Here is a 20,149-nt window from a genome sequence, read left to right on the forward strand (position 1 = left end):
CAACCGCCGCCGCCCATCTCTGCCGGCCGCCGTCCGTCGTCGTCGGCCCGGCTCAGCCAGTACCGCCTTGGGCCGGCGGCGTGCGGCTTCCGGCGTGGTCGGCCTGTTCGCTCCGCTCGGCCCCTTCGGCCCCTTCGGCCCGTTCGGCCGCGCTGCGTTCCACGCAGAACTCGTTGCCTTCGAGGTCGGCCAGCGTCGCCCACCCGGTGCCGTCGGCGCGGCGGTGGTCGGCCACCAGGGTCGCGCCGAGCGCGAGCAGCCGCTCGACCTCCTCGTCCCGGCTCCGGTCCTGCGGCTGCAGATCCAGATGCACCCGGTTCTTCACGGCTTTGGCATCGGGCACCGTCACGAACAGCACCGTCCCGCCCGCCGAGGTCACCGTGGCTTCCGGGTCGCCCGGCAGGTCGTCCGCGGCCAGCGATCCGTCCAGCGCCGCCGCCCAGAAGCTCGCCAGCCGGTAGGCGTCGGCGCAGTCGAACGTGATGTGGCGCACCAAAGAAGTCATGCGCGCCACTATGCCCGGTGGGAGACCGGGCCTGTCCAGCGAGTTCTCCAGGACCCGCCGGCGCCCGCACGGCCGTATCCGGCCCACCACTTCGGGCCGTCGGCCCTCGTCGTCTACAGTTGCAGAAATCCGCAACGGGAAATCCGCAATTCAACAGTGACGCGATGGCCGGTCGGCCAGGACGCGGAGGGCATGCGTGGGCGGTTTCGCCGAGTCGATACGGGAACGGGTACGCGCGGCACGGACCACCGTCGCGGCAGCGCAGGCAGCGGACGACCCATACGCGCTGGCGGTGGCCGAGGACGAACTGGACGACGCACTGCGGGTGGCCCGGAATGTCGGTATCGAGGCGGACGCGGAGACGCGCCCCGTAACCGGCACCGCCACAGCGGGCGCCACCGAGACCGACACGGTCGACACGACAGGTCCCACGACCGGCCCCGCGACCGGCCCCCCGACCACGCCCGGCATCGCCCCGGAGAGCGAGGCGTCGGTGTGAGCGGCGGGACCGCGCGGAATTCAGGGGTTCCGCTGTATCGGGCGAAGGCGGAATTCCTCCGGATGGTGACCGAGGCCCGCGGCGTGGCGGCAGTCGGATCCGGGTGATCGCGGATGGCCGACGCAGCGAGGCGTAAGGGACCGCCGCCTTGGCGGGCGGTCCGTTCGCGTATCTGCATACCGAGCGCCGGCGGGCCGGGCACCACACGTCCCTGCCCCGGGCGCCCCCACGGCCGAGGGCCGCGACGCTCCGTACAGCGCACCTGCCCGGACATCCTCGTCCGCCACAGGACGCCACCCGGCTGCGGCCTCAGGAGGGCCCGTACGACAGCGGTCCGCCCCGGCACACAGCTGGCGAGAATGCCCGGCACCGCACTGCTGACCCACCGGACGGTGCGGCGCGGCCTGCTGCGACGGGTGTTGCTCTACATCCTCATCAGTCAACTTCTGCTCGTCTTCATGGCGTTGGTCGTCTATCTGGGGCGGCACGCCGGGACGTAGGGCGAGGCTCGTTCGCCCGCCACTGCCACGCGATGTCGCGGCCGAACGACCACACCAGCAGCGCCAGCGCCCCGCCCACCGCGGCAACCGCCGCCACCCGCGGCACGATCCCGGCAGCGGCCACGACCAGCACGATTCCCTGGAACGCCGCCACGGCCTTGCGGGCCGTGCTGGGCGGCAGCGGGCGGCGCAACCAGGGAAGTCCCCAGGACGCCGCGACGTAGAGGTAGCGCATGGCGCCGATGCTCAGCACCCACGCACCCAGCGGCATCGCCAGATGGACACAGAGAACGAGGATGAGGAACGCGTCGACCTCCATGTCGAATCGCGCGCCCAGGGGAGTCACCGTTCCGGTGCGGCGCGCCACGTGTCCGTCGACGGCGTCCAGGACGAGCGCCACCGTCGCCAGGCCGATCAGCGCCGGGACCGATGCCCGCTCGGGCATCACCGCCGGTCCGAAGGAGTCCGCGACCAGGGCGGTCACTCCGCCGACGAGCGTCGCGCGGGCCAGCGTGACGCGGTTGGCGGGTCCGAAGTACGGGATCGGGGTGGTGCGCATCGCATGGGTGAGGGCGGCCCAGGTGGCCACGGCGCATACCGCCCCCGTGAGCCAGCCCGTGGGGCCGAGCCCGACCGCTTGGTGGAGCAGCGCGAGCAGCGCCAGTTGAGCGGCCGCTCCCGCCGCCGTGTCCCCTCCGTAAGGCCCGGACCGGCCGCGCGGGCCGACCGGGCCAAGCAGCCCGAACCGCCCGAACCGCCCCGCTCCGTACCGTTCTTGTACGGCCATCGAGCCTCCCGGGAGTTGTAGCGGTGCTGATGAGCGCCGCGTATGGTGACGGCGTCTTCATGATCTCCAGCATTCATGAACCCTCGCCGTAGCGTCCAGGAGGATCCCGATGCCGCGCGTCGCTTGTGCTTTTTGGCTAAGCGCTCCAGGACGGGGCGAGATCAGGACGCTGACGGTGCCGGAGCCCGGAGACGACGAGGTGCTGGTGCGTACCGTCTACTCCGGAGTGAGCCGTGGGACGGAGACGCTGGTCTTCCGCGGCGGTGTCCCTGTGAGCCAGCACACCGCGATGCGGGCGCCGTTCCAGGAGGGCGAGTTCCCCGCACCCCTCAAGTACGGCTATCTCAACGTCGGCGTCGTGGAGGAGGGGCCGCCGTCGCTGCTCGGCCGTACGGTCTTCTGTCTCTATCCGCATCAGACGCACTACGTCGTCCCGGCGAGCGCCGTCACTCCCGTGCCGGACTCCGTCCCCGCGTCGCGGGCCGTGCTGGCCGGCACGGTGGAGACCGCGGTGAACGCCCTGTGGGATGCCGCACCGCTGATCGGCGACCGGATCGCGGTGGTCGGCGCGGGGATGGTGGGCTGCGCCGTCGCCGCCCTGCTGGCCCGGTATCCGGGGGTAAGGGTGCAACTGGTCGACGCGGACCCCGCGCGGGCCGCCGTCGCCTCGGCGCTCGGCGTGGAATTCGCGCTGCCCGAGGACGCGTTGGGCGCATGCGATCTCGTCGTGCACGCCAGCGCCACCGAGGACGGTCTCACGCGCTCGCTCGAACTGCTCGCCCCGGAAGGCACGGTCATCGAGCTGAGCTGGTACGGCGACCGGCGGGTCAGCCTGCCGCTGGGGGAGGACTTCCACTCCCGTCGGCTGGTCGTACGCAGCAGCCAGGTGGGCGCCGTCTCCCCGGCCCGGCGCGCCCGCCGCACCTTCGATGACCGGCTCGGGCTGGCCCTCGACCTGCTCGCCGCCCCCGCCTTCGACGCGTTGATCACCGGCGAATCCGCCTTCGAGGAGCTGCCACGGGTACTGCCCCGGCTGGCCACCGGCGACCTGTCGGCCCTCTGCCACCGCATCCGCTACGGGCCGGCCGACGGGTCGGCGGACGGGTCGGCGGACGGACCTGCCGGGTAGCCCACAGCTCACGAAGGCGCCGGACAGCATCGGAACTTCTACGCCCACCGAGGCCCTACGCCGCCCACCAACTCCTCACCCCACCCAGCTTTTTTCGCTACGTCACCGAACGCCGAGCACCCCTGGAGGCCCCGTTGTTCAGCATCACCGTCCGCGATCACCTGATGGTCGCGCACAGCTTCCGCGGCGCGGTCTTCGGACCGGCCCAGCGCCTGCACGGTGCGACCTACCTCGTGGACGCCACCTTCCGCCGCGCCGAACTCGACGCCGACAACATCGTCGTCGACATCGGACTCGCCACTCAGGAACTCAACGGCGTGATCGGCGAACTCAACTACCGCAACCTCGACGACGAACCCGCCTTCGCCGGTGTCAACACCTCGACGGAGGCCCTGGCCAAGGTGATCGCCGACCGGCTCGCCGACCGCGTGCACGCCGGCAACCTCGGCGAGGGGGCGCGGGAGCTGGCCGGGATATCGGTCAGTCTGCACGAGTCGCATATCGCCTGGGCGACCTACGAGCGCACCCTGTGACATGGCCCGGCATCGCAGCGCCGGGGGAGCGGGTGGTGCACTTCGTCCTGCCCGGTGACGTCGACGACCCGACTGCGCCCAGCGGCGGGAACACCTACGACCTGCGGGTGTGCCGTGATCTGCCGGCGGCGGGCTGGCGGGTGCGCCGGTACGCCGCGCACGGAGGCTGGCCGCGGCCGGACGCGACCGCGCGAGCCGAACTCGCCCTGTTCCTGGGCGGGCTGCCGGACGGGGCCACCGTCCTCCTCGACGGTCTCGTCGCCTGCGCCGTCCCCGAGGTCCTGGAAACCCACGCCGCCGGACGGCTGCGCACGGCCGTGCTGGTGCATCTGCCGCTGGGGGACGAGACCGGGCTCGCGCCCGACGCGGCCGCGGAGCTGGACGCACGGGAGCGGCGCACCCTGCACGCCGTACGGGCGGTGGTCGCCACCAGCAAGTGGGCCGCCCGGCGGCTCATCACCCACCACGGGCTGGCACCCGACCGGGTCCATGTCGCCCGGCCGGGGGCGGATGCCGCGCCGCTCGCCCCCGGCACCGACGGCACCGGGCTGCTGTGCGTCGCCGCGGTCACCCCGCGCAAGGGGCAGGACCGCCTGGTGACGGCCCTCGCGGCCGTCGCCGACCTGCCCTGGAGCTGCGTCTGCGTCGGCGGGCTGGGTCGCGACGGCGAATATGTTGCCCAACTGCGCAAAAAAATCATCGGGTTCGGGATGGATGAGAGGATCCACCTCGCCGGGCCGCGGGCCGGTGCGGAGCTGGACGCCAGCTATGCCGCCGCCGACCTGTTGGTGCTCACCTCGTACGCCGAGACCTACGGGATGGTGGTCACCGAGGCGCTGGCGCGCGGGATTCCGGTGCTGGCGACGGCGGTGGACGGCGTTCCGGAGGCCGTCGGGCTGGCCCCCGACGGCAGCGTGCCGGGGCTGCTGGTGCCGTCCGACGACCCGGCGGCACTCGTCGGCGCGCTGCGCGGCTGGCTCGGAGAACCGGAACTGCGGTACGAGCTCAGGAAAGCGGCGCGCGAGCGGCGTGCCACGCTGGAGAGGTGGGAGATGACGTCGCAGAGTCTGGCCCGGGTGCTGGAACGGCTTCGGCACGAACCCCGGGGCGCGGGATGAGCGAGGCGGACAAGTCCGGATTCGCCCCGGAGTGGTTGGAGTTGCGGGAGCGGGCCGACGCCGCCGCCCGCGCGCCGGAGCTGCTGCGCCCGCTGCGCGAGTGGCTGTCGGTGCAGGCTCCCGCGGCGGCCCGCGACCGCCTGGTGATCCGCGATCTCGGCTGTGGCACCGGCTCGATGGGGCGCTGGCTGGCCGTCCGGCTGCCCGGTCCGCAGCACTGGATCCTGCACGACCACGACGCCGCACTGCTCGCCCACGCCGAGCGCCGGCTGCCCCCGACGGCCGCGGACAGCAAGCCCGTCACGGTCACGACCGAGCACGGCGACCTCGCCCACCTCACCGCCGACGCCCTCGCCGGCACCTCGCTGGTCACCGCCTCCGCGCTGCTCGACCTGCTGACACCGGACGAGGTGGAACGCCTGGCCGACGTCTGTGCGGCCGCCGGCTGCCCGGCCCTCCTGGCGCTCTCCGTCGCCGGACGCGTCGAACTCACCCCGTCCGACCCCCTCGACGCCGAGATCGCCGCCGCCTTCAACGACCATCAGCGGCGCACCGACATAGGCCGGCGGCTGCTCGGCCCGGACGCCGTCGCGGCGGCCACCGAGGCGTTCCAACGGCGGGGGGCGACGGTTCTGGTACGGCCCAGCCCCTGGCGGCTCGAAAGCGCGGAAGCCGCGCTGACCGCCGAGTGGTTCACCGGCTGGGTCGGCGCCGCCTGCGATCAGCGGCCGGACCTCGCGCCCCACGCGACCCCGTATCTGCGGCGACGGCTGGCAGCATGCGCGGCGGGGGAGTTGAGTGTCACGGTGCACCACACCGACCTGCTGGCGCTGCCCCGGATGCCGTCCGGACCCGCGTCATGAACCGGCCCCCGTCATGAAACGGTCCGTCTGGGCGTGGCTGAAGATGCTCGCAGGAGTGAGCATCCTCGTGGTGCTGCTGTGGCACCTGGGAACCGGCGCCTTCCTGGACGGGCTGCGCAGGATCGACGCCGGGAGCCTGCTGGCCGCCCTCGCCCTCGGCCTGCTGACCACCGTGTGCAGCGCCTGGCGGTGGTGCCTGGTGGCACGCGGCCTCGGGCTGCGGCTGCCGCTCGGCCGGGCCGTCGCGGACTACTACCGCGCCCTGTTCCTCAACGCCGCGCTGCCCGGCGGCGTCCTGGGCGACGTACACCGCGCGGTGCGCCACGGCCGCAGCGCCGGCGACCTCGGGCGGGGCGTCAGCGCGGTGGTACTGGAACGGGCCGCGGGCCAGATCATGCTGTTCGTCGCGGGCGCCGCGGTGCTGCTCGCCCGGCCGTTCCCGGCCCTGGCCCGGATCGGACGCCTCGTCGCGGCGCCGGGTCCTGCGGTGCTCGCGGCCGTCGGGTGCGGGCTGCTGATCGTCGCCGCCGCGTGGCTGTACGGGAGCCGAGGGGCCTCGCGTGCCGGGCGCGCCATCCGTGCCGCGCTGGCCGAAGCGCGCCGTGGCCTGCTCGCCCGCGGCGTCTGGCCGGGCGTCGCGGTCTCGTCCGCCGTGGTGCTCGCGGGCTATCTCGCGATGTTCCTGCTCGCCGCCCGCGTCGCCGGAGCGACCGCGCCGGCCGCCCAGTTGGTGCCGTTGATGGTGCTGGCGCTGCTGGCGATGGCGCTGCCGCTGAACGTCGGTGGCTGGGGCCCGCGCGAAGGCGTCGCCGCCTGGTCGTTCGGCGCCGCCGGGCTAGGCGCCGCTCAGGGACTCACCACGGCCGTGGTCTACGGGGTGCTCGCCCTCGCCGCGAGCCTGCCGGGCGCCGGGGTCCTCGTCGTCCGGTGGGCCGCCGGACTGCGCGCCGGGCACCCGCAGATCGAGCTCGAAGAGCGTGTCCTCGCCGAGCATGGCGCGCCGCAGCGGCGGCCGTAGCGCGTCCCGCATCACCGGCGTACCAGGAAACCGCAGGCCGGGCACGCCGTCTCCGAGCAGCACCGGCGCGACGGTGACATACAGCCGGTGCAGCGCCCGCGCCGCCAGGAACCGCGACACGGTGACGCCGCCGCCTTCGACCAGCACCCGGCCCAGACCGCGGCGCGCGAGCGCATCGAGCAGGCGACTTGGGGCGAACGCCGCGGCGTCCGGCAGCACCAGCACGTCGACGTGCGGACCTACGCTGACGTTCGGGCCTACTTCGACGTGCGGGCCTGCCCCGGTGTCCGGGCCCCGCAGAGCCCGCTGCCCCTCCGGTCCCACCACCCACAACGTCGGCGCCGCGCCATCCGTGAACACCTTGCGCCCCAGCGGCACCCGGCCCCGGGGATCGAGCACGACGCGTACCGGGTTGCGGCCCGCGCAGGCGCGCACCGTCAGCTGCGGATCGTCCGATACGGCCGTCCCCGCCCCGACCAGCACCGCGTCGGCCAGCGCACGCAGCCGGTGCAGATGAAGCCGGTCCTCCTCGCCGGTGACGAAATCGGCATCGCCCGTACGCGTCGCTATGAAGCCGTCCAGACTCTGCCCGAGCTGCGCGAACGCGACGCGAGGGCCGGCCAGGCACAGCCCCGGATAACGCTCGGCCAGCTCTGCCGCCTGAGGCGAGGCGCCCTGCCCCCATCGCAGCCCGCCGTGCCCGTCCGGCACCAGCCCGGCCGCCTCGGCATCCCCGGCGGTCCGGATGCGGCGCAGCCGTTCCCAGGCGGCTGCCGCGCCCAGCTCCTCGGCCGGCGACCCGGTCAGGCCGGCCATGCCGCTGGTGTCGATCTCGCCGCTCGTGTCGATCACGCCACTCGTGTCGGTCATGCGGCACCGAACAGGGCCGCATACGCACCGAACGCCTCGACCAGCCCGGCCAGCAATTCCTTTCCCTTTCGGGCGGAGGCCAGGGACGGGCGGCCGATGACCCCCGATTCGGTATAGCCGGACATACCGAGCGTCAGCAGATGCTTCCGCTCATCGGCCAGGTAATCGGCGGATTCATAACCGGGCCGGACCAGTTCGGGATGGGCGTGCAGCAGAATGGACGTCTCCAATTCCCCCGCGTGCATATCGCTGTGCGACGTCGTCTCGATCCCGGCCCGTGTGCGTGCCGCCGCCCAGTCGCCGGACCCGGGGAAGAGCGCCATCCGTGTCCCGCTCCCGGCGGATTCCTGAACCACGTTGCGCAGTACGTAATTTCCGCCGTGTCCGTTGACGAGAATCAGCGTGCCGACACCGGACCGGCGGAGCGAATCGGCGATATCGGTCACCACGGCATGCAAGGTCCGTGCCGAAATGCTGACGGTCCCCGGCCAGGCGGCGTGCTCGTGCGAGCAGGAGATCGTCAGTGGCGGCAGCAACTGGACGGGATGGGCCGCGGCGATTTCTCCGGCGATGGTGCACGCGATGACCGTATCAGTGGTCAAGGGGAGGAATGCCCCGTGCTGTTCGAGGCTGCCGATGGGGAGGACGGCCACGTCCGCCCGGCGCGCCCGCACGTCCTCCGTGGTATCCGCGGGCAGCGGGCCGCGGGCCGGGGTCCGATGTCCCGAAGCGTTCATGGAGTGCAGCATAGGCGGGTGGCGGGCGGCGTGTGCATGTGGAGGTTTGCGGAGCCGCCCGCGGCCGGCCCGGCCAACCTGTCGCACCGGCTGCCGAGTTGGACACCTTGTCGTGATGTGAGCGAATGCAGCGGATCGTTTCCCCTGCTGGGTACGATCACGCCATGACGGACTCCGATGCCGGTGGCGATGTCGCCACCGTTGCCGATGCAGATATCGCGTTGCGTACTGCCGCTCGTCGGTCGAGTGTGGAACGGGTGGTGGAAGTCCGATTGCCCACCGCTTACGGCGAATTCCTCGCCGTCGGATATCGCGACCACGACCGTGGCACCGAGCAGGTGGCCCTGGTCCATGGCGAGGTGCTGGGCGAGACGGCACTGACCCGGGTGCATTCGGAATGCCTGACCGGGGACGCCTTCGCTTCCACGCACTGCGAATGCGGCGATCAACTGTCCGCGGCATTGACGGCGATAGTGGCGGAAGGACGCGGCGTCCTCGTCTATCTCCAGGGCCATGAGGGCCGGGGTATCGGGCTACTGGCCAAGCTCCAGGCGATGCGCTTGCAGGAGGACGGGCTGGACACGGTCGAGGCGAATATCGCGCTCGGCCTGCCGGTCGACGCCCGCGAATACGGAGTGGCCGCCGAGATGCTGCGGGACCTCGGCGTCCGGTCCGTGCGGCTGATGTCGAACAATCCGCGTAAACGCGAGGCGCTGCTCAGGCATGGCATCACCGTCGACGAACAGGTGCCGCTTTTGACGGCGCCCTGCGCGGAGAACATCCGCTATCTGCGCACGAAACGGGAACGGCTCGACCACGACCTGCCGCATTTGGACGCCCTCCGCGGCCTGCTGTGAGGGACGCTCGCCACGTCGGGCAGCATCCTTGACCGGAACGCCCTCGGCAGGGGTACGAAAGAGGCCCCGCGATCGGCGTCGCGGGGCCTCTCTGCGCAGTGCGGCAAGTACCGCGTCAGGTCGCCACGGGGGCGGCCTCGGCGGTGGTGCCGGCTTCCTCGGCCCTGGTCGCCACGACGCGCTCCGCGAGATGACCGAAGATCAGCCCGAAGCCGGTCCACAGCACCAGTTGAACGGCGAGCGTCGACAGCCGGAACTGCCAGAGCAGCGTGCCGGGGAATCCGTGCGGCACATTGTCGTAGGCCGGCAGGAAGGCGTACGCGATCCCGACGGCGACGACGAACGCGGTGCCGCCCGCCACCGTCGCATACCAGTTGCCCAGCTTGGGGGCCAGGCGCCGGCCGAGGATCGTCGCCCCGACGGCCAGCAGGATGCCGAGCAGCATCATCAGGAAGTACAGGGCGGTCCGTTGGCCGATGGTGTCGGGGTCGCCGACGGCCGGCGGGTTGGCCGGGTACTTCAGGAACGGTACGAGGTAGACCAGCAGCGCCGCGCCGGAGACCAGGACGGCGGTGGCTCGGGCGCCGAAGCGGCCGATCCGGCCCAGGGCGAAGCAGAACACCAGGGCGGCGATGCCGCCCAGTGCCACGCCGTAGACCAGCACACCGGTCGCCAGGCCCGCAGTGGACTGCATGCCACGGCTGACGACCTCCACCTCGTCCCCGTGGCTATGGCTGTGGCTGTGGGCCTCCTCGAACGCGATGGCGGCGTCCACCCTCGGCTCGCCCAGGAAGTAGGCGATGACGAGGGCGAGAACACCTGCCGCCAGACCGGCGAGCATGCCGCGCACCAGAAGATTTCTGATGGTGACGGAGTTCATGGATGCGGCGTCCGATCAGTGGCAGGGGAAGCCGAGCAGGTGGCGTCCGTCGTGGACCCACTCGTGGACGTTCGTGCCGGAGAACACCGAAGTGGCGCCCTGTTCCGCGCCGATGAAGTACAGCAGGACCAGCGCGAGGACGCCGACGAACAGTGCCCAGGGGGCGAGCGCCTTGAGCGGGAGTGTGGCCGGGGTGGCGCCGGTGGCCGGCGAAGCGATGGTCTGAGCCATGGCAGGACCTCCTGTGAAGGGGAACTCGCGTCCCTGTAGATGGAGTGCGTAACGACATGCCGGGTCTGGCTCGCCCGGTCCCGGCCCTGCTGGGCTGAGTCAAAACCGGACATACAGTGGCGCGACCGCGCCGGGATCCCACCGGCTTCCGTCATGTCGTCGTCAATATCATCGGGAAGGTACCGCGAACCGGCCATCGGGCCAAGGCCGCACAGGGGGCGGAGGGGCGCAGGACAGGGCGCGTTGTCGGCCCAACTCCCCTCCAGGGGTGGCTGGTTGTCGATGTCGGGATGGAGTAAGGGGAGAGGGCATGACAAGTCGGGTGATGTTGATCTCACCGGCCGCGGGTTTGGCGCAGCGCGAGGTGCGTTTCGACGATGACGGGCCGCTGGGCGAGGCCGGGCTGCGTCGCGCCCGAGCCGCCGCCGGAACCCTGCCGGCCGCCGACCGGATCATGGTCTCGCCGTCGGTGCGGTGCCGTCGGACGGCGGAGGGGTTGGGGCTGACGGGGGAGACCGTGCCCACGTCCGCGCCGGCCGGCTGCGTGATGGGGCGTTGGCGGGGCCGGACCCTGGCGGAGGTGGCCGACACCGAACCGGAGGCGGTATCCGCCTGGCTCTCCGACCCCGGTTTCACGGGCCACGGCGGCGAATCGCTGCGGCAGCTCTGCGAGCGAGTCGGTGCCTGGCTGACCGGGCTGGCCGCCGAGTCCGGACGCGTGCTCGCCGTGGTGGAGCCGGATGTCGTACGCGCCGCCACGGTCTGTGCCCTCCAGGTCCCGGCGGAGGCGTTCTGGCGACTGGATGTGGCCCCGCTGACCGCCGTCGAACTGAGCGGCCGGAGCGGACGCTGGAACCTGGGCCTGGGACGGCCGCTGGGCGGCAGCTGAGCGGGGTCGGTCACCCCGCGGAGCCGCCCCGGAACCGCCCCGGAATCGCCTTGTCCCTCCCGGAAAATTGCCCCCTCTACTATCTACACATAAAGGCGACATAAGCGCAGAATAAAGGTGCGCGGCACGATGCCACGCGAAGACGGCCAGGCTTGCGGACGAAGGAGGCGAGTCGCATGGCCGACGTCTCACACACCAGGGGAGACCTCGCAGGTCACCCCGACGTTTCGGAGATGGCAGCTCGATACGACCGTGTCCTCGGCGGGCGTGACGTAGTACTCGTGGACGGGCCGGTGTTCCTGGTCGGTCTGTACTGCGCCGCATCACCGTGGATCATCCACTACACGAGCTCACAGCCCGCGCTCGTGACGCACAACCTGATCCTCGGCATCGCGATCTCCCTGCTGGCGATCGGCTTCACCGTGACGCCGGACCGTATGTACGGCCTCAGTGGTGCGATGTGCGCGATGGGTGCATGGCTGATCATTTCGCCCTGGGTCGTCGGCAGCGGCCCGGACGCGGGTGTCATCTGGAACAACGTCGTCATCGGCGCCCTGACGCTCCTGCTGGGAGCGGTCTGCGTCGGTGTCGCAGCGAGGAGCCGCCGCGCGACAACGTGAACCGCTCCTTCGGGGGCGCATGAGAGCCGCCGGCCCGCTCGCCGTCCGCAGACGGTGGGCGGGCCGTGCAATGCGTTCGGGGCGGGCCGGTGTGTTCGCCGCGTTGCGGCCCTACGTCACCTTCAGGGCGTTCTCCGTCGGGTTCCGGGCGATTCCGTGGACCAGGTGATGTCACCGAGTGTGCGGGGTGCCCTACTCCGCGCTGCGACCGGTCCGCCGCTGGGCGGGGCCGGGATCGAAGTACTGCCCGGACAGGCCCGCCAGCATCAACGCGCCCGCGATGAGCAGGCCGTGGGCGAGCGCGATGCCCGTGGCCAGTCCGCCGATCGCGGCGGCCAGCGCCAGCCAGGCGGTGCCGGGTCGGTCCACCAGCGCCCGGCGCGTGCGACGGGGGCCGTCGGTGCCGGCATTCGGATCGGGTGCCGCATCGTGGCGGAAGTTCTCGGCGAGGTCGCCGAGTTGGCAGTCGTCGTCGGGGGACACGGGGGCGTCCCTCCTCTCCCGGCAGGGCGGAACGGTCGTGCCGTACGGGCGGGTTGAGTGGGGCGTTGCCTCGGACTTCCGGCGAACTTAGGCTTGCCTAACCAGGATGGCGGGTGGCGGTGCGGGCCGGACGCACAACGTCACAGGCGTTGTTGTGCCCTGCGGGACCCTGCACGTAACGCCGTCGACCAGATACGCCGTCGCCCAGAGACGATCAGAGAGGTGCCGCGAATGTCGCGCGAGAATCAGTTACCCGTCGAGGCCCGGGACACGCTGGCCCGGCTTGTGTACGGCGCCATGGCGGCACAGGCGGTGGGCGCCGCCGTCCGGCTGGGCGTGGTCGATCTGATCGGCGACGGCGAGCGTACGGCGGACGAACTGGCGGCGGAGTGCGCGGCCCGGCCGCAGGCGATGGGCCGGCTGCTCAGGGCGCTGGCCGGGCTGGGGCTGCTGGCCGAACGCACACCGGGCCGGTTCGCCGTCACGCCGGCCGGCGGCCTGCTGCGCGCCGCCGGCCCCGATTCGCTGCACTCCTTCGCCCGGGTGTTCACCGACCCTGCCATGCTCCGGGCCTGGGAGCGCCTGGACGACAGCGTGCGCACCGGGGAGACCTCCTTCGACGCCGTCTTCGGGAAGGACTTCTTCGGCTATCTCGCCGAACGGCCGGAGCTCTCCGCCGAGTTCAATGCCGCGATGAGCGAGGCCACGCGGGATACGGCCCGGCTGGTGCCGGCGGCGTTCGACTTCGGCGCGTTCACCACCGTGGCCGATATCGGCGGTGGCGACGGCACGTTGCTGGCCGCGATTCTGGCGGCGCATCCGGGGCTCAACGGCATCGTCTTCGACACGGCGGAGGGGCTGGCGCAGGCCGGTGCGAAGCTGGCGCGCGCGGGGGTGGACGGCCGTTCCTCGCTGGTGACCGGGGATTTCTTCGCCCACGCTCCCGAAGGCGCTGACCTGTATCTCCTCAAGAGCGTGCTGCACGACTGGAGCGACGAGCAGTGCGCGGACATCCTCCGGCACTGCCGGCGGGTCATTCCGGGCGGCGGCCGGCTGCTGATCGTCGAGCCGGTGCTGCCGCCCGTCGTGGATCCGTCCGGGTCCGGCCTGGTCTATCTCAGTGACCTCAACATGCTGGTCAATGTCGGCGGCCGGGAGCGCACCCGCGACGACTTCGAGCGGCTGTGCCGCGACACCGGCTTCGAGCTCCGAGCGCTCACACCGCTGCCGAAGCCCAACCGCTTCTCCGTCATCGAGGCCGCGCCGGTGTGATCCGGTGGGCGGGGCGGTGGCCCCATGGTGCCCCCGTGGGGGAGGGGGCGCCGGGCCGCGCCCCGCCGAAGCGGCCACGACTCAGCCCACCGCACACATGCAATAACGGGACAAATCTGGGTAAATCTCTCCTGCGGGTCATCCGACGGTGACCCGACTCCCCGGAGAGGTAGCGCCCTGTGACTGCTGTGCCCGTCGACGACCACCAGGACTTCGCGGATGCCGATCGCGGCTTCATCGCGCCGCTCGACCCGCCCCAGGTCATCGCGGCGGACGGACGGGTCGTCTGGGACGCCGAGGCGTACAGCTTTCTGGCCGGAAACTGCCCCGGCACGGCGAACGAGAGCCTGTGGCGCCAGGGCCGGCTGGTGAGCCGGCAGGGCCTGTACGAGGTGACCGAGGGCATCTACCAGGTGCGGGGCCTCGACCTGTCGAACATGACGCTGGTCGAGGGGGAGCGCGGCGTCATCGTCATCGACCCGCTCGTCTCGGCCGAGACCGCGGCCGCGGCGCTGGAGCTCTACCGCAAGCACCGGGGCGACCGGCCGGTCTCCGGGCTGATCTACACCCGCTCGCACGCGGACCACTTCGGCGGCGGACGCGGGGTGCTGCCGCACGGTCACAACGCGGTACCGGTCCTCGCGCCGGCCGGTTTCCTGGAGCACGCGGTCAGCGAGAACGTCTACGCGGGCACGGCGATGGCCCGGCGCGCCGTGTACATGTACGGCGCGGAACTCCCCAAGGGGCCGGCCGGCCAGATCGGCTGCGGCCTCGGCGCCACCAACTCCACCGGCACCCTGACCCTCATCCCGCCGACCGTGGACATCACCAGCACCGGGCAGGAGGAGATCGTCGACGGGGTGCGGCTCGTTTTCCAGCTCACCCCGGGACCTGACGCGCCCGCGGAGATGAACTTCTACTTTCCCGCGCAGCAGGCGCTGTGCACGGCCGAGAGCGCGACCCACACGATGCACAACATCCTGGCGCTGCGCGGCGCGGCCGTCCGTGACACCAGGATCTGGTCCCACTGCCTCAGTGAGGCCCTCGCGCTGTTCGGTGAGGAGGTGGAGGTCGCCTTCGCGTCCCACCACTGGCCGACCTGGGGCAAGGACCGGATCAGAACCCTGCTCGCGAACCAGCGCGACCTGTACGCGTATCTGCACGATCAGACGCTGCGGCTGCTCAACGAGGGCCTGACCGGCAACGAGATCGCCGAGGAACTGCGGCTGCCCCCGGGGCTGGAGCGGGTGTGGGCCAGCCATGGCTACTACGGCTCGCTGAGCCACAACGTCAAGGCGATCTACCAGCGCTACATGGGCTGGTTCGACGGAAACCCGGCGCATCTGTGGGAGCACCCGCCGGTGGAGCAGGCCAAGCGCTATGTGGCCGCTCTGGGCGGCATCGATGCCACGGTGGCGGCGGGAAGAAGGTTCGCCGACTCCGGTGATCTGCGGTTCGCGGCGACGCTCCTGAACCACGCCGTCTTCGCCGACCCCGGGCACGTCGGCGCGCGGCACGAACTGGCCGCGGTCTACGACCGGCTTGGCCAGGGCTGCGAGAACGGCACCTGGCGCAACTTCTATCTCACCGGCGCGATGGAACTGCGCGGCGCCCCGGCGCCGGTGAGGGCGGACGCCGCCGGCCCCGAGATCGCCGCGGCGCTGACCGTCGATCAGCTCATCGATTCGCTCGCCATCCGTGTCGACGGCCCCAGGGCCTGGGCGTCCTCGCTCACCATGGACTGGTATCTCGCCGACGAGGACCGCACCTGGCGGCTGACGCTGTCCAACGGGGCGCTCACCTACCGCAGTACGGCCGGCGCGCCGACCGCGTCCGGCACGTCCGAGGGGCGGCCGGACCTGACCGTGACGCTCACCAAGCCCGAACTGCTCGGCATCGTCGCCGGGCGGGTGCCGGCCGGTGTCACGGAGGAGGGCGAGGCCGGCGCGCTGAACGCGCTGCTCGGGCTGCTGACCAGCCCGGATCCCGACTTCCCGATCGTCACCCCCTGACCCTCACCATGAGCGACTCCATTAGGTTAGGCTTACCTAAGTTGATCCGGGGCGAGGTGTCCGAGAAGGGGTATGACGTGCGGGAATCCGAACTTTCCGGGCGGACGGCGCTGGTCACCGGCGCCGGACGGGGCATCGGCGAGGCCGTGGCCCGACTGCTGGCCGAACGCGGCGCGCACGTGGTCGCCGTGGACCGGGACGCCGCCGGCATCACCGCACTGGAGGCGAACTCGTCATCCGGTCCCGCTCGTATCACCGCCCGCACCGTCGACATCACCGACCGACCGGCCGTCGACGCGCTGGTGGACGAGGTCGAGCGGACCGTCGGCCCCCTGGACATCCTCGTCAATGTGGCCGGCGTGCTGCGGACCGGATCCGTCGTCGAACTCACCGACCAGGACTGGGCGGACACCTTCGCCGTCAACACCACAGGCGTCTTCCAGGTCTGCCGCGCCGTGGCCCGCCGCATGACCGCCCGCCGGAGCGGCAGCATCATCACGGTCGGCTCCAACGCGGCCGGCGTGCCCCGCGCCGGCCTGGCCGCCTACGCCGCCTCCAAGGCCGCCGCCACCCTCTTCACCAAAAGCCTCGGCCTGGAACTCGCCCGCACCGGCGTACGGTGCAACGTCGTCTCGCCCGGCTCCACGAACACGCCCATACAGCGGCAGCTGTGGACCGAGCCGGACTCCCGCGGCCGCGTCATCGAGGGCGACCTCGCGGCGTACCGCGTCGGCATCCCGCTCGGCCGGCTCGCCGAACCCGTGGACATCGCCGAAGCCGTCGGCTTCCTCGTCTCCGACCGCGCCCGCCACATCACCATGCACGACCTGTACGTCGACGGCGGCGCGGCGCTACGGGCCTGACCCCCGCGCCCGCGCGGCCCGCCCCTCCCCGCATCCGTGAAAGGCCCCCCACCATGCCGCTCCCCGCCATCGCCCCCTACCCGATGCCCAGCTCCGCCGTGCTGCCCCGCAACCGGGTCGACTGGACCGTGCAACCCGCCCGTGCCGTGCTGCTCGTACACGACCTCCAGAACCACTTCCTGCGCCCCTTCACCCCGGACGCCGCGCCGCTCACCGAACTCCTCGACAACGTCGGCCGGTTGACGAAACACTGCCGCGCCATCGGCCTGCCCGTCGTCTACGCCGCCCAGCCCGGCGGCCAGACCCCCGCCCAGCGCGGCCTCCAACAGGACTTCTGGGGCGACGGCGTACCCGACGACCGGGACGCCGAGGGCATCGCCGCGGCCGTCGCCCCGCAGCACGGCGACACCCTGCTCACCAAGTGGAAGTACAGCGCCTTCATCCGCACCGACCTCGCGGAGCAGATGTACGACCTCGGACGCGACCAGCTCATCATCGTCGGCGTCTACGCGCACATCGGAGTGCAGGCGACCGCCTGCGACGCGTGGATGCGGGACATCCAGCCGTTCGTCGTCGCCGACGCGGTCGCCGACTTCTCCGCCGCCGACCACATCCAGGCACTGCGCTGGGCCGCCCGCACCTGCGCGGCCGTCACCACCACCGAGGCGCTCGTCCAGAGCATCGAAGGGGCCTGACCGCCATGGCCCTGACGCCCCAGCAGATCCGCACCGACGTCGCCGAGACGCGGGGGGCCGCGGCATGACCGCCGTCCAGGCGGCGGCCCCGCCCGTGCCACGGCCCGGCGTCCGCGGAATCCCCCTCACCGCCGCCCAGACCGGCATCTGGCACGCACAGGCCCTCGACCCCGCCAGCCCCGCACACCACATCGCGCACTACCTGGAGATCCAAGGCCCGCTGGACCCGGTGCTGTTCGCCGAGGCGCTGCACCGCACCATCGGCGAGGCCGACGCACTGCGCGTACGGATCGAGGACACCCCCGACGGACCACGGCAGTCCGCCCTCGAAATCGAGCCACCGGGGCACGGCTTCCCGCTGCACGCCGCGACCCTCCTCGACCAGGGCGACCCGGACGCGGTCGCCGACGCCTGGATGCGCGACGACCTCGCCCGCCCCTTCGACCTCGCCACCGGCCCCCTCTTCCGGCACGCCCTCTTCCAGGTCGGCGAGCGCCGCTGGCTCTGGTACCAGCGGGACCACCACCTCATCCTGGACGCCTTCGGCTCCACGCTGCTCGCCGACCGCGCCGCCGAGGTCTACACCGCCCTCGCCGCCGGCCGGGAAGCCGGCGCCAGCCCCTTCGGACGCCTCGCCGACCTGCGCGCCGAGGACACCGCCTACCGCGCCTCCGAGGCCTACGACATCGACCGCAGCCACTGGAGCGACACCTTCGCCGGCCACCCCGCGCCCCCCACCCTCGCGGGCCGCACCGCCCGCCCGTCGCACACCTTCCTGCGCCGCACCGCCCGCGTCGGCACCGGCGTCACCGCCCGCATCCAGGCGCTGGCCGGCGCCCTGCACACCACCTGGCCCGAAGTCGTCATCGCCACCCAGGCCTGGTACGTCGCCCGCGCCACCCACACCACCGAGGTCGTCCTCGGCCTGCCGATGACGGCCCGGACGGGCCCCGCCGCACTGCGCGTCCCCGCCACGGCCGGGAATCTGCTGCCGCTGCGCCTCACCGTCACCCCGCGCACCACCTTCGCCGAGCTCACCCTGCAGGTCGTCCTCGGTATCCGCGCCGCCCGCCGCCACCAGCGCTACCGCTACGAGGACATCCGCCGCGACCTCGGCCGGCCCGGCGAGCCGCGGCCGCTGGTCGGCCCGCTGGTCAACGTCATCCCCTACGACCACGGCCCGGAATTCGCCGGCGCCCCCGGCGACGCCCACCACCTCGCCACCGGACCCGTCGAGGACCTGACCGTCAACCTCTACGACCGGGGCGACGGCGCCGGACTGCGCATCGACTACGACGGCAATCCCGCGCTGTACGAGGACCGCGAACTCGCCTCACACCAGGCCAGGTTCCTGGACCTCCTCGGCCGTATCGCGGACACCGACCCACACACTCCGCTGCCACGACCATGAACCCACCACGCAAGCAATTACGGCCCGTCAACGCTGATTTGACGGTGCATCAGCACTTACAAGAAATCGGGGAACCCATGCGCGCCCTGTTCGCCGCGCCCGCCACGGCTGCCACCAGCTCCCGCATCGCCCGCCTCACCGCTCGGCTCGCCGACGCCGCACCGGACGAACTCACCGCCCTGCAGGACGAGTTCTGGGCGGCCGCCGAACGCGACGGCACACCCCTGATCGAACCCCTCGACGGCGACCCCGACCACCACGCCGTCACCTTCCTGTGGCGCGGCCACCGCGCCACCCGCCAGGTCCTGCTGCTCGCCGGCCACCTCACCGACCGCGACCACCTCGCCGGCTCCCTCCTCGGCCGGATACCGGGCACCGACATCTGGCACCGCACCCACCGGCTGCGCGCCGACCACCGCGGCTCCTACCGCCTCGTCGCCGACATCTCACCGGGCCCGCCGCCGACCGCCGCGGAACCGCTCCAGCAACGCCTCCGCGGACTCTCCGCACACGCCGCCCCCGACCCCCTCAACTCCCACACGCTGCCCGGACGCCGGCAAGGACCCGGCAGCTCGCTCTTCGAACTGCCCAAGGCGCCGGCGCAACCCTGGCGGGCACGGCGTGCCGGCATACCCCGCGGCACCGTCGAGCGGCACCGGCGCCCCGGCACGCCCCTCGGCGACGAACACGACATCTTCGTCTACGTCCCGCCGGGCGCCCCGCCCGCCCCTCTTGACGTACTGGTCCTCTGCGACGGCGACATATGGTTCGGCGCGCTCGACGCACAGCACACCTTCGACGCGCTGATCGCCGACGGCGCCGTGCCACCGCTGCTCGTGCTCGCACCCGGCTCCGGCGACAACGTTTCCCGAGGGCGGGAAGTGGGCGCCCGCGACCCCTACGCCGACTTCCTCGCCGACGAACTGCTGCCCTGGGCGGCGGCCCGCTGGCCGGTCACCACGGACCCGGCCCGCACCGTGGTCGCCGGCCAGAGCCTGGGCGGGCTGGCCGCGCTGTACGCCTGCCTCCGCCACCCCGACCGGTTCGGCAACGCACTGGCCCAGTCACCGTCCCTGTGGTGGCGCCCCGGCCTGCCGCACGCCGTACCGAAGACGCTGCCCGAGGGCGCCCCCTGGCTGGCCCGGCGCTTCACCGACGCCGCCCCCGGCGCCATCCGCGTCCATCTCGACGTCGGCCTGCACGAGGGCGCGACGGTCGAGCTGAGCCGCGCCTTCCACGACGCCCTGGACGCCCACGGCCATCCGGTCACCCGCACCGAATTCAACGGCGGCCACGACTACGCGTGCTGGCGGGGCGGGCTCGCGGACGGCGTGGTGGCGCTCCTCGGACGCTGACCCCGCCGCACCTCGTCCGCCC

Annotated in this window: 22 protein-coding genes and 1 pseudogene; 16 read left to right on the forward strand and 7 right to left on the reverse strand. The window is 72.3% G+C overall.

Going from position 1 to position 20,149, the window contains the following annotated elements; all coding sequences use genetic code 11:
* Window positions 1–52: 52 nt before the first annotated feature.
* Window positions 53–505 (reverse strand): VOC family protein, encoded by a 453-nt coding sequence (locus tag FCH28_RS01590; RefSeq protein WP_136737829.1) that lies wholly within the window; start codon window positions 503–505, stop codon window positions 53–55.
* Window positions 506–701: 196 nt separating this feature from the next.
* Here FCH28_RS01590 and FCH28_RS01595 point away from each other — a divergent pair, with 196 nt between their 5' ends.
* Window positions 702–1,004 carry a hypothetical protein gene (locus tag FCH28_RS01595; RefSeq protein ID WP_136737830.1) on the forward strand — a complete coding sequence of 101 codons (303 nt, stop codon included), beginning with the start codon at window positions 702–704 and terminating at the stop codon, window positions 1,002–1,004.
* A 359-nt stretch (window positions 1,005–1,363) separates the two neighbouring features.
* Entirely contained in the window at window positions 1,364–1,504 is a 141-nt protein-coding gene (locus FCH28_RS38815) for a hypothetical protein (RefSeq protein WP_246102253.1), read from the forward strand.
* Here the strand turns inward: FCH28_RS38815 and FCH28_RS01605 are convergent.
* Window positions 1,461–2,291, reverse strand: a complete 831-nt coding sequence (locus tag FCH28_RS01605; RefSeq protein ID WP_136737832.1) for a CDP-alcohol phosphatidyltransferase family protein — start codon at window positions 2,289–2,291, stop codon at window positions 1,461–1,463. The genes FCH28_RS38815 and FCH28_RS01605 overlap by 44 nt on opposite strands.
* 109 nt (window positions 2,292–2,400) lie before the next feature.
* On the opposite strand from FCH28_RS01605, the gene FCH28_RS01610 reads away from it, so the two are divergent.
* From FCH28_RS01610 to FCH28_RS01630, 5 genes and pseudogenes are all read left to right on the forward strand, one after another.
* Window positions 2,401–3,420 (forward strand): zinc-dependent alcohol dehydrogenase, encoded by a 1,020-nt coding sequence (locus FCH28_RS01610; protein ID WP_136737833.1) that lies wholly within the window; start codon window positions 2,401–2,403, stop codon window positions 3,418–3,420.
* Between the two features lie 134 nt (window positions 3,421–3,554).
* Complete coding sequence (locus tag FCH28_RS01615; RefSeq protein ID WP_136737834.1) at window positions 3,555–3,953, forward strand: 6-pyruvoyl trahydropterin synthase family protein; 399 nt, start codon at window positions 3,555–3,557, stop codon at window positions 3,951–3,953.
* Window positions 3,950–5,071 (forward strand): glycosyltransferase family 4 protein, encoded by a 1,122-nt coding sequence (locus tag FCH28_RS01620; protein ID WP_246102255.1) that lies wholly within the window; start codon window positions 3,950–3,952, stop codon window positions 5,069–5,071. Before FCH28_RS01615 ends, FCH28_RS01620 begins: the two co-directional genes overlap by 4 nt.
* Window positions 5,068–5,934 carry a methyltransferase domain-containing protein gene (locus FCH28_RS01625; RefSeq protein ID WP_136737836.1) on the forward strand — a complete coding sequence of 289 codons (867 nt, stop codon included), beginning with the start codon at window positions 5,068–5,070 and terminating at the stop codon, window positions 5,932–5,934. The genes FCH28_RS01620 and FCH28_RS01625 overlap by 4 nt, the downstream gene beginning before the upstream one ends.
* 13 nt (window positions 5,935–5,947) lie before the next feature.
* Window positions 5,948–6,883 (forward strand): annotated as a pseudogene (locus FCH28_RS01630) (lysylphosphatidylglycerol synthase transmembrane domain-containing protein); the annotation flags it as partial.
* Here FCH28_RS01630 and FCH28_RS01635 read toward each other — a convergent pair.
* Window positions 6,770–7,822 carry a RibD family protein gene (locus FCH28_RS01635; protein WP_425471856.1) on the reverse strand — a complete coding sequence of 351 codons (1,053 nt, stop codon included), beginning with the start codon at window positions 7,820–7,822 and terminating at the stop codon, window positions 6,770–6,772. The pseudogene FCH28_RS01630 and the gene FCH28_RS01635 sit on opposite strands and share 114 nt — an antisense overlap.
* On the reverse strand, window positions 7,819–8,559 hold the full coding sequence (locus FCH28_RS01640) for a creatininase family protein (RefSeq protein WP_136737837.1): 741 nt from the start codon (window positions 8,557–8,559) through the stop codon (window positions 7,819–7,821). The genes FCH28_RS01635 and FCH28_RS01640 overlap by 4 nt, the downstream gene beginning before the upstream one ends.
* 164 nt (window positions 8,560–8,723) lie before the next feature.
* Between FCH28_RS01640 and ribA the strand changes: the two genes are divergently transcribed.
* The gene (ribA, locus tag FCH28_RS01645; RefSeq protein WP_136737838.1) at window positions 8,724–9,416 is read left to right on the forward strand and encodes a GTP cyclohydrolase II; all 693 of its coding nucleotides are present in this window, start codon (window positions 8,724–8,726) and stop codon (window positions 9,414–9,416) included.
* A gap of 115 nt (window positions 9,417–9,531) precedes the next feature.
* On the opposite strand, the gene FCH28_RS01650 is transcribed toward ribA, so the two are convergent.
* Complete coding sequence (locus FCH28_RS01650; protein ID WP_136737839.1) at window positions 9,532–10,296, reverse strand: CbtA family protein; 765 nt, start codon at window positions 10,294–10,296, stop codon at window positions 9,532–9,534.
* Window positions 10,297–10,311: 15 nt separating this feature from the next.
* Complete coding sequence (locus FCH28_RS01655) at window positions 10,312–10,527, reverse strand: CbtB domain-containing protein (protein ID WP_136737840.1); 216 nt, start codon at window positions 10,525–10,527, stop codon at window positions 10,312–10,314.
* A gap of 310 nt (window positions 10,528–10,837) precedes the next feature.
* Between FCH28_RS01655 and FCH28_RS01660 the strand changes: the two genes are divergently transcribed.
* Window positions 10,838–11,416, forward strand: a complete 579-nt coding sequence (locus FCH28_RS01660) for a histidine phosphatase family protein (protein ID WP_136737841.1) — start codon at window positions 10,838–10,840, stop codon at window positions 11,414–11,416.
* Between the two features lie 176 nt (window positions 11,417–11,592).
* Complete coding sequence (locus tag FCH28_RS01665; protein ID WP_136737842.1) at window positions 11,593–12,036, forward strand: SPW repeat protein; 444 nt, start codon at window positions 11,593–11,595, stop codon at window positions 12,034–12,036.
* 192 nt (window positions 12,037–12,228) lie between these two features.
* Here FCH28_RS01665 and FCH28_RS01670 read toward each other — a convergent pair whose 3' ends face one another.
* Window positions 12,229–12,519, reverse strand: coding sequence for a hypothetical protein (locus tag FCH28_RS01670; protein WP_136737843.1), 291 nt, complete (start codon window positions 12,517–12,519; stop codon window positions 12,229–12,231).
* A 231-nt stretch (window positions 12,520–12,750) separates the two neighbouring features.
* On the opposite strand from FCH28_RS01670, the gene FCH28_RS01675 reads away from it, so the two are divergent.
* The 6 genes from FCH28_RS01675 to fes all read left to right on the forward strand — a co-directional run bounded on the left by FCH28_RS01675 (window position 12,751) and on the right by fes (window position 20,127).
* On the forward strand, window positions 12,751–13,791 hold the full coding sequence (locus FCH28_RS01675) for a methyltransferase (protein ID WP_136737844.1): 1,041 nt from the start codon (window positions 12,751–12,753) through the stop codon (window positions 13,789–13,791).
* A 179-nt stretch (window positions 13,792–13,970) separates the two neighbouring features.
* Window positions 13,971–15,803: an alkyl/aryl-sulfatase gene (locus FCH28_RS01680; RefSeq protein ID WP_136737845.1), complete on the forward strand. Its 1,833-nt coding sequence runs from the start codon at window positions 13,971–13,973 to the stop codon at window positions 15,801–15,803.
* 77 nt (window positions 15,804–15,880) lie between these two features.
* On the forward strand, window positions 15,881–16,666 hold the full coding sequence (locus tag FCH28_RS01685; RefSeq protein WP_246102257.1) for a 2,3-dihydro-2,3-dihydroxybenzoate dehydrogenase: 786 nt from the start codon (window positions 15,881–15,883) through the stop codon (window positions 16,664–16,666).
* 53 nt (window positions 16,667–16,719) lie between these two features.
* Complete coding sequence (locus FCH28_RS01690; RefSeq protein WP_136737847.1) at window positions 16,720–17,361, forward strand: isochorismatase family protein; 642 nt, start codon at window positions 16,720–16,722, stop codon at window positions 17,359–17,361.
* Window positions 17,362–17,425: 64 nt separating this feature from the next.
* Complete coding sequence (locus tag FCH28_RS01695) at window positions 17,426–18,772, forward strand: condensation domain-containing protein (RefSeq protein ID WP_136737848.1); 1,347 nt, start codon at window positions 17,426–17,428, stop codon at window positions 18,770–18,772.
* A 77-nt stretch (window positions 18,773–18,849) separates the two neighbouring features.
* Entirely contained in the window at window positions 18,850–20,127 is a 1,278-nt protein-coding gene (fes, locus tag FCH28_RS01700) for an enterochelin esterase (RefSeq protein ID WP_136737849.1), read from the forward strand.
* The last annotated feature ends 22 nt before the right edge of the window (window positions 20,128–20,149 follow it).

The sequence above is a fragment of the Streptomyces piniterrae genome, assembly GCF_005048155.1.
GTDB lineage: Bacteria > Actinomycetota > Actinomycetes > Streptomycetales > Streptomycetaceae > Streptomyces > Streptomyces piniterrae.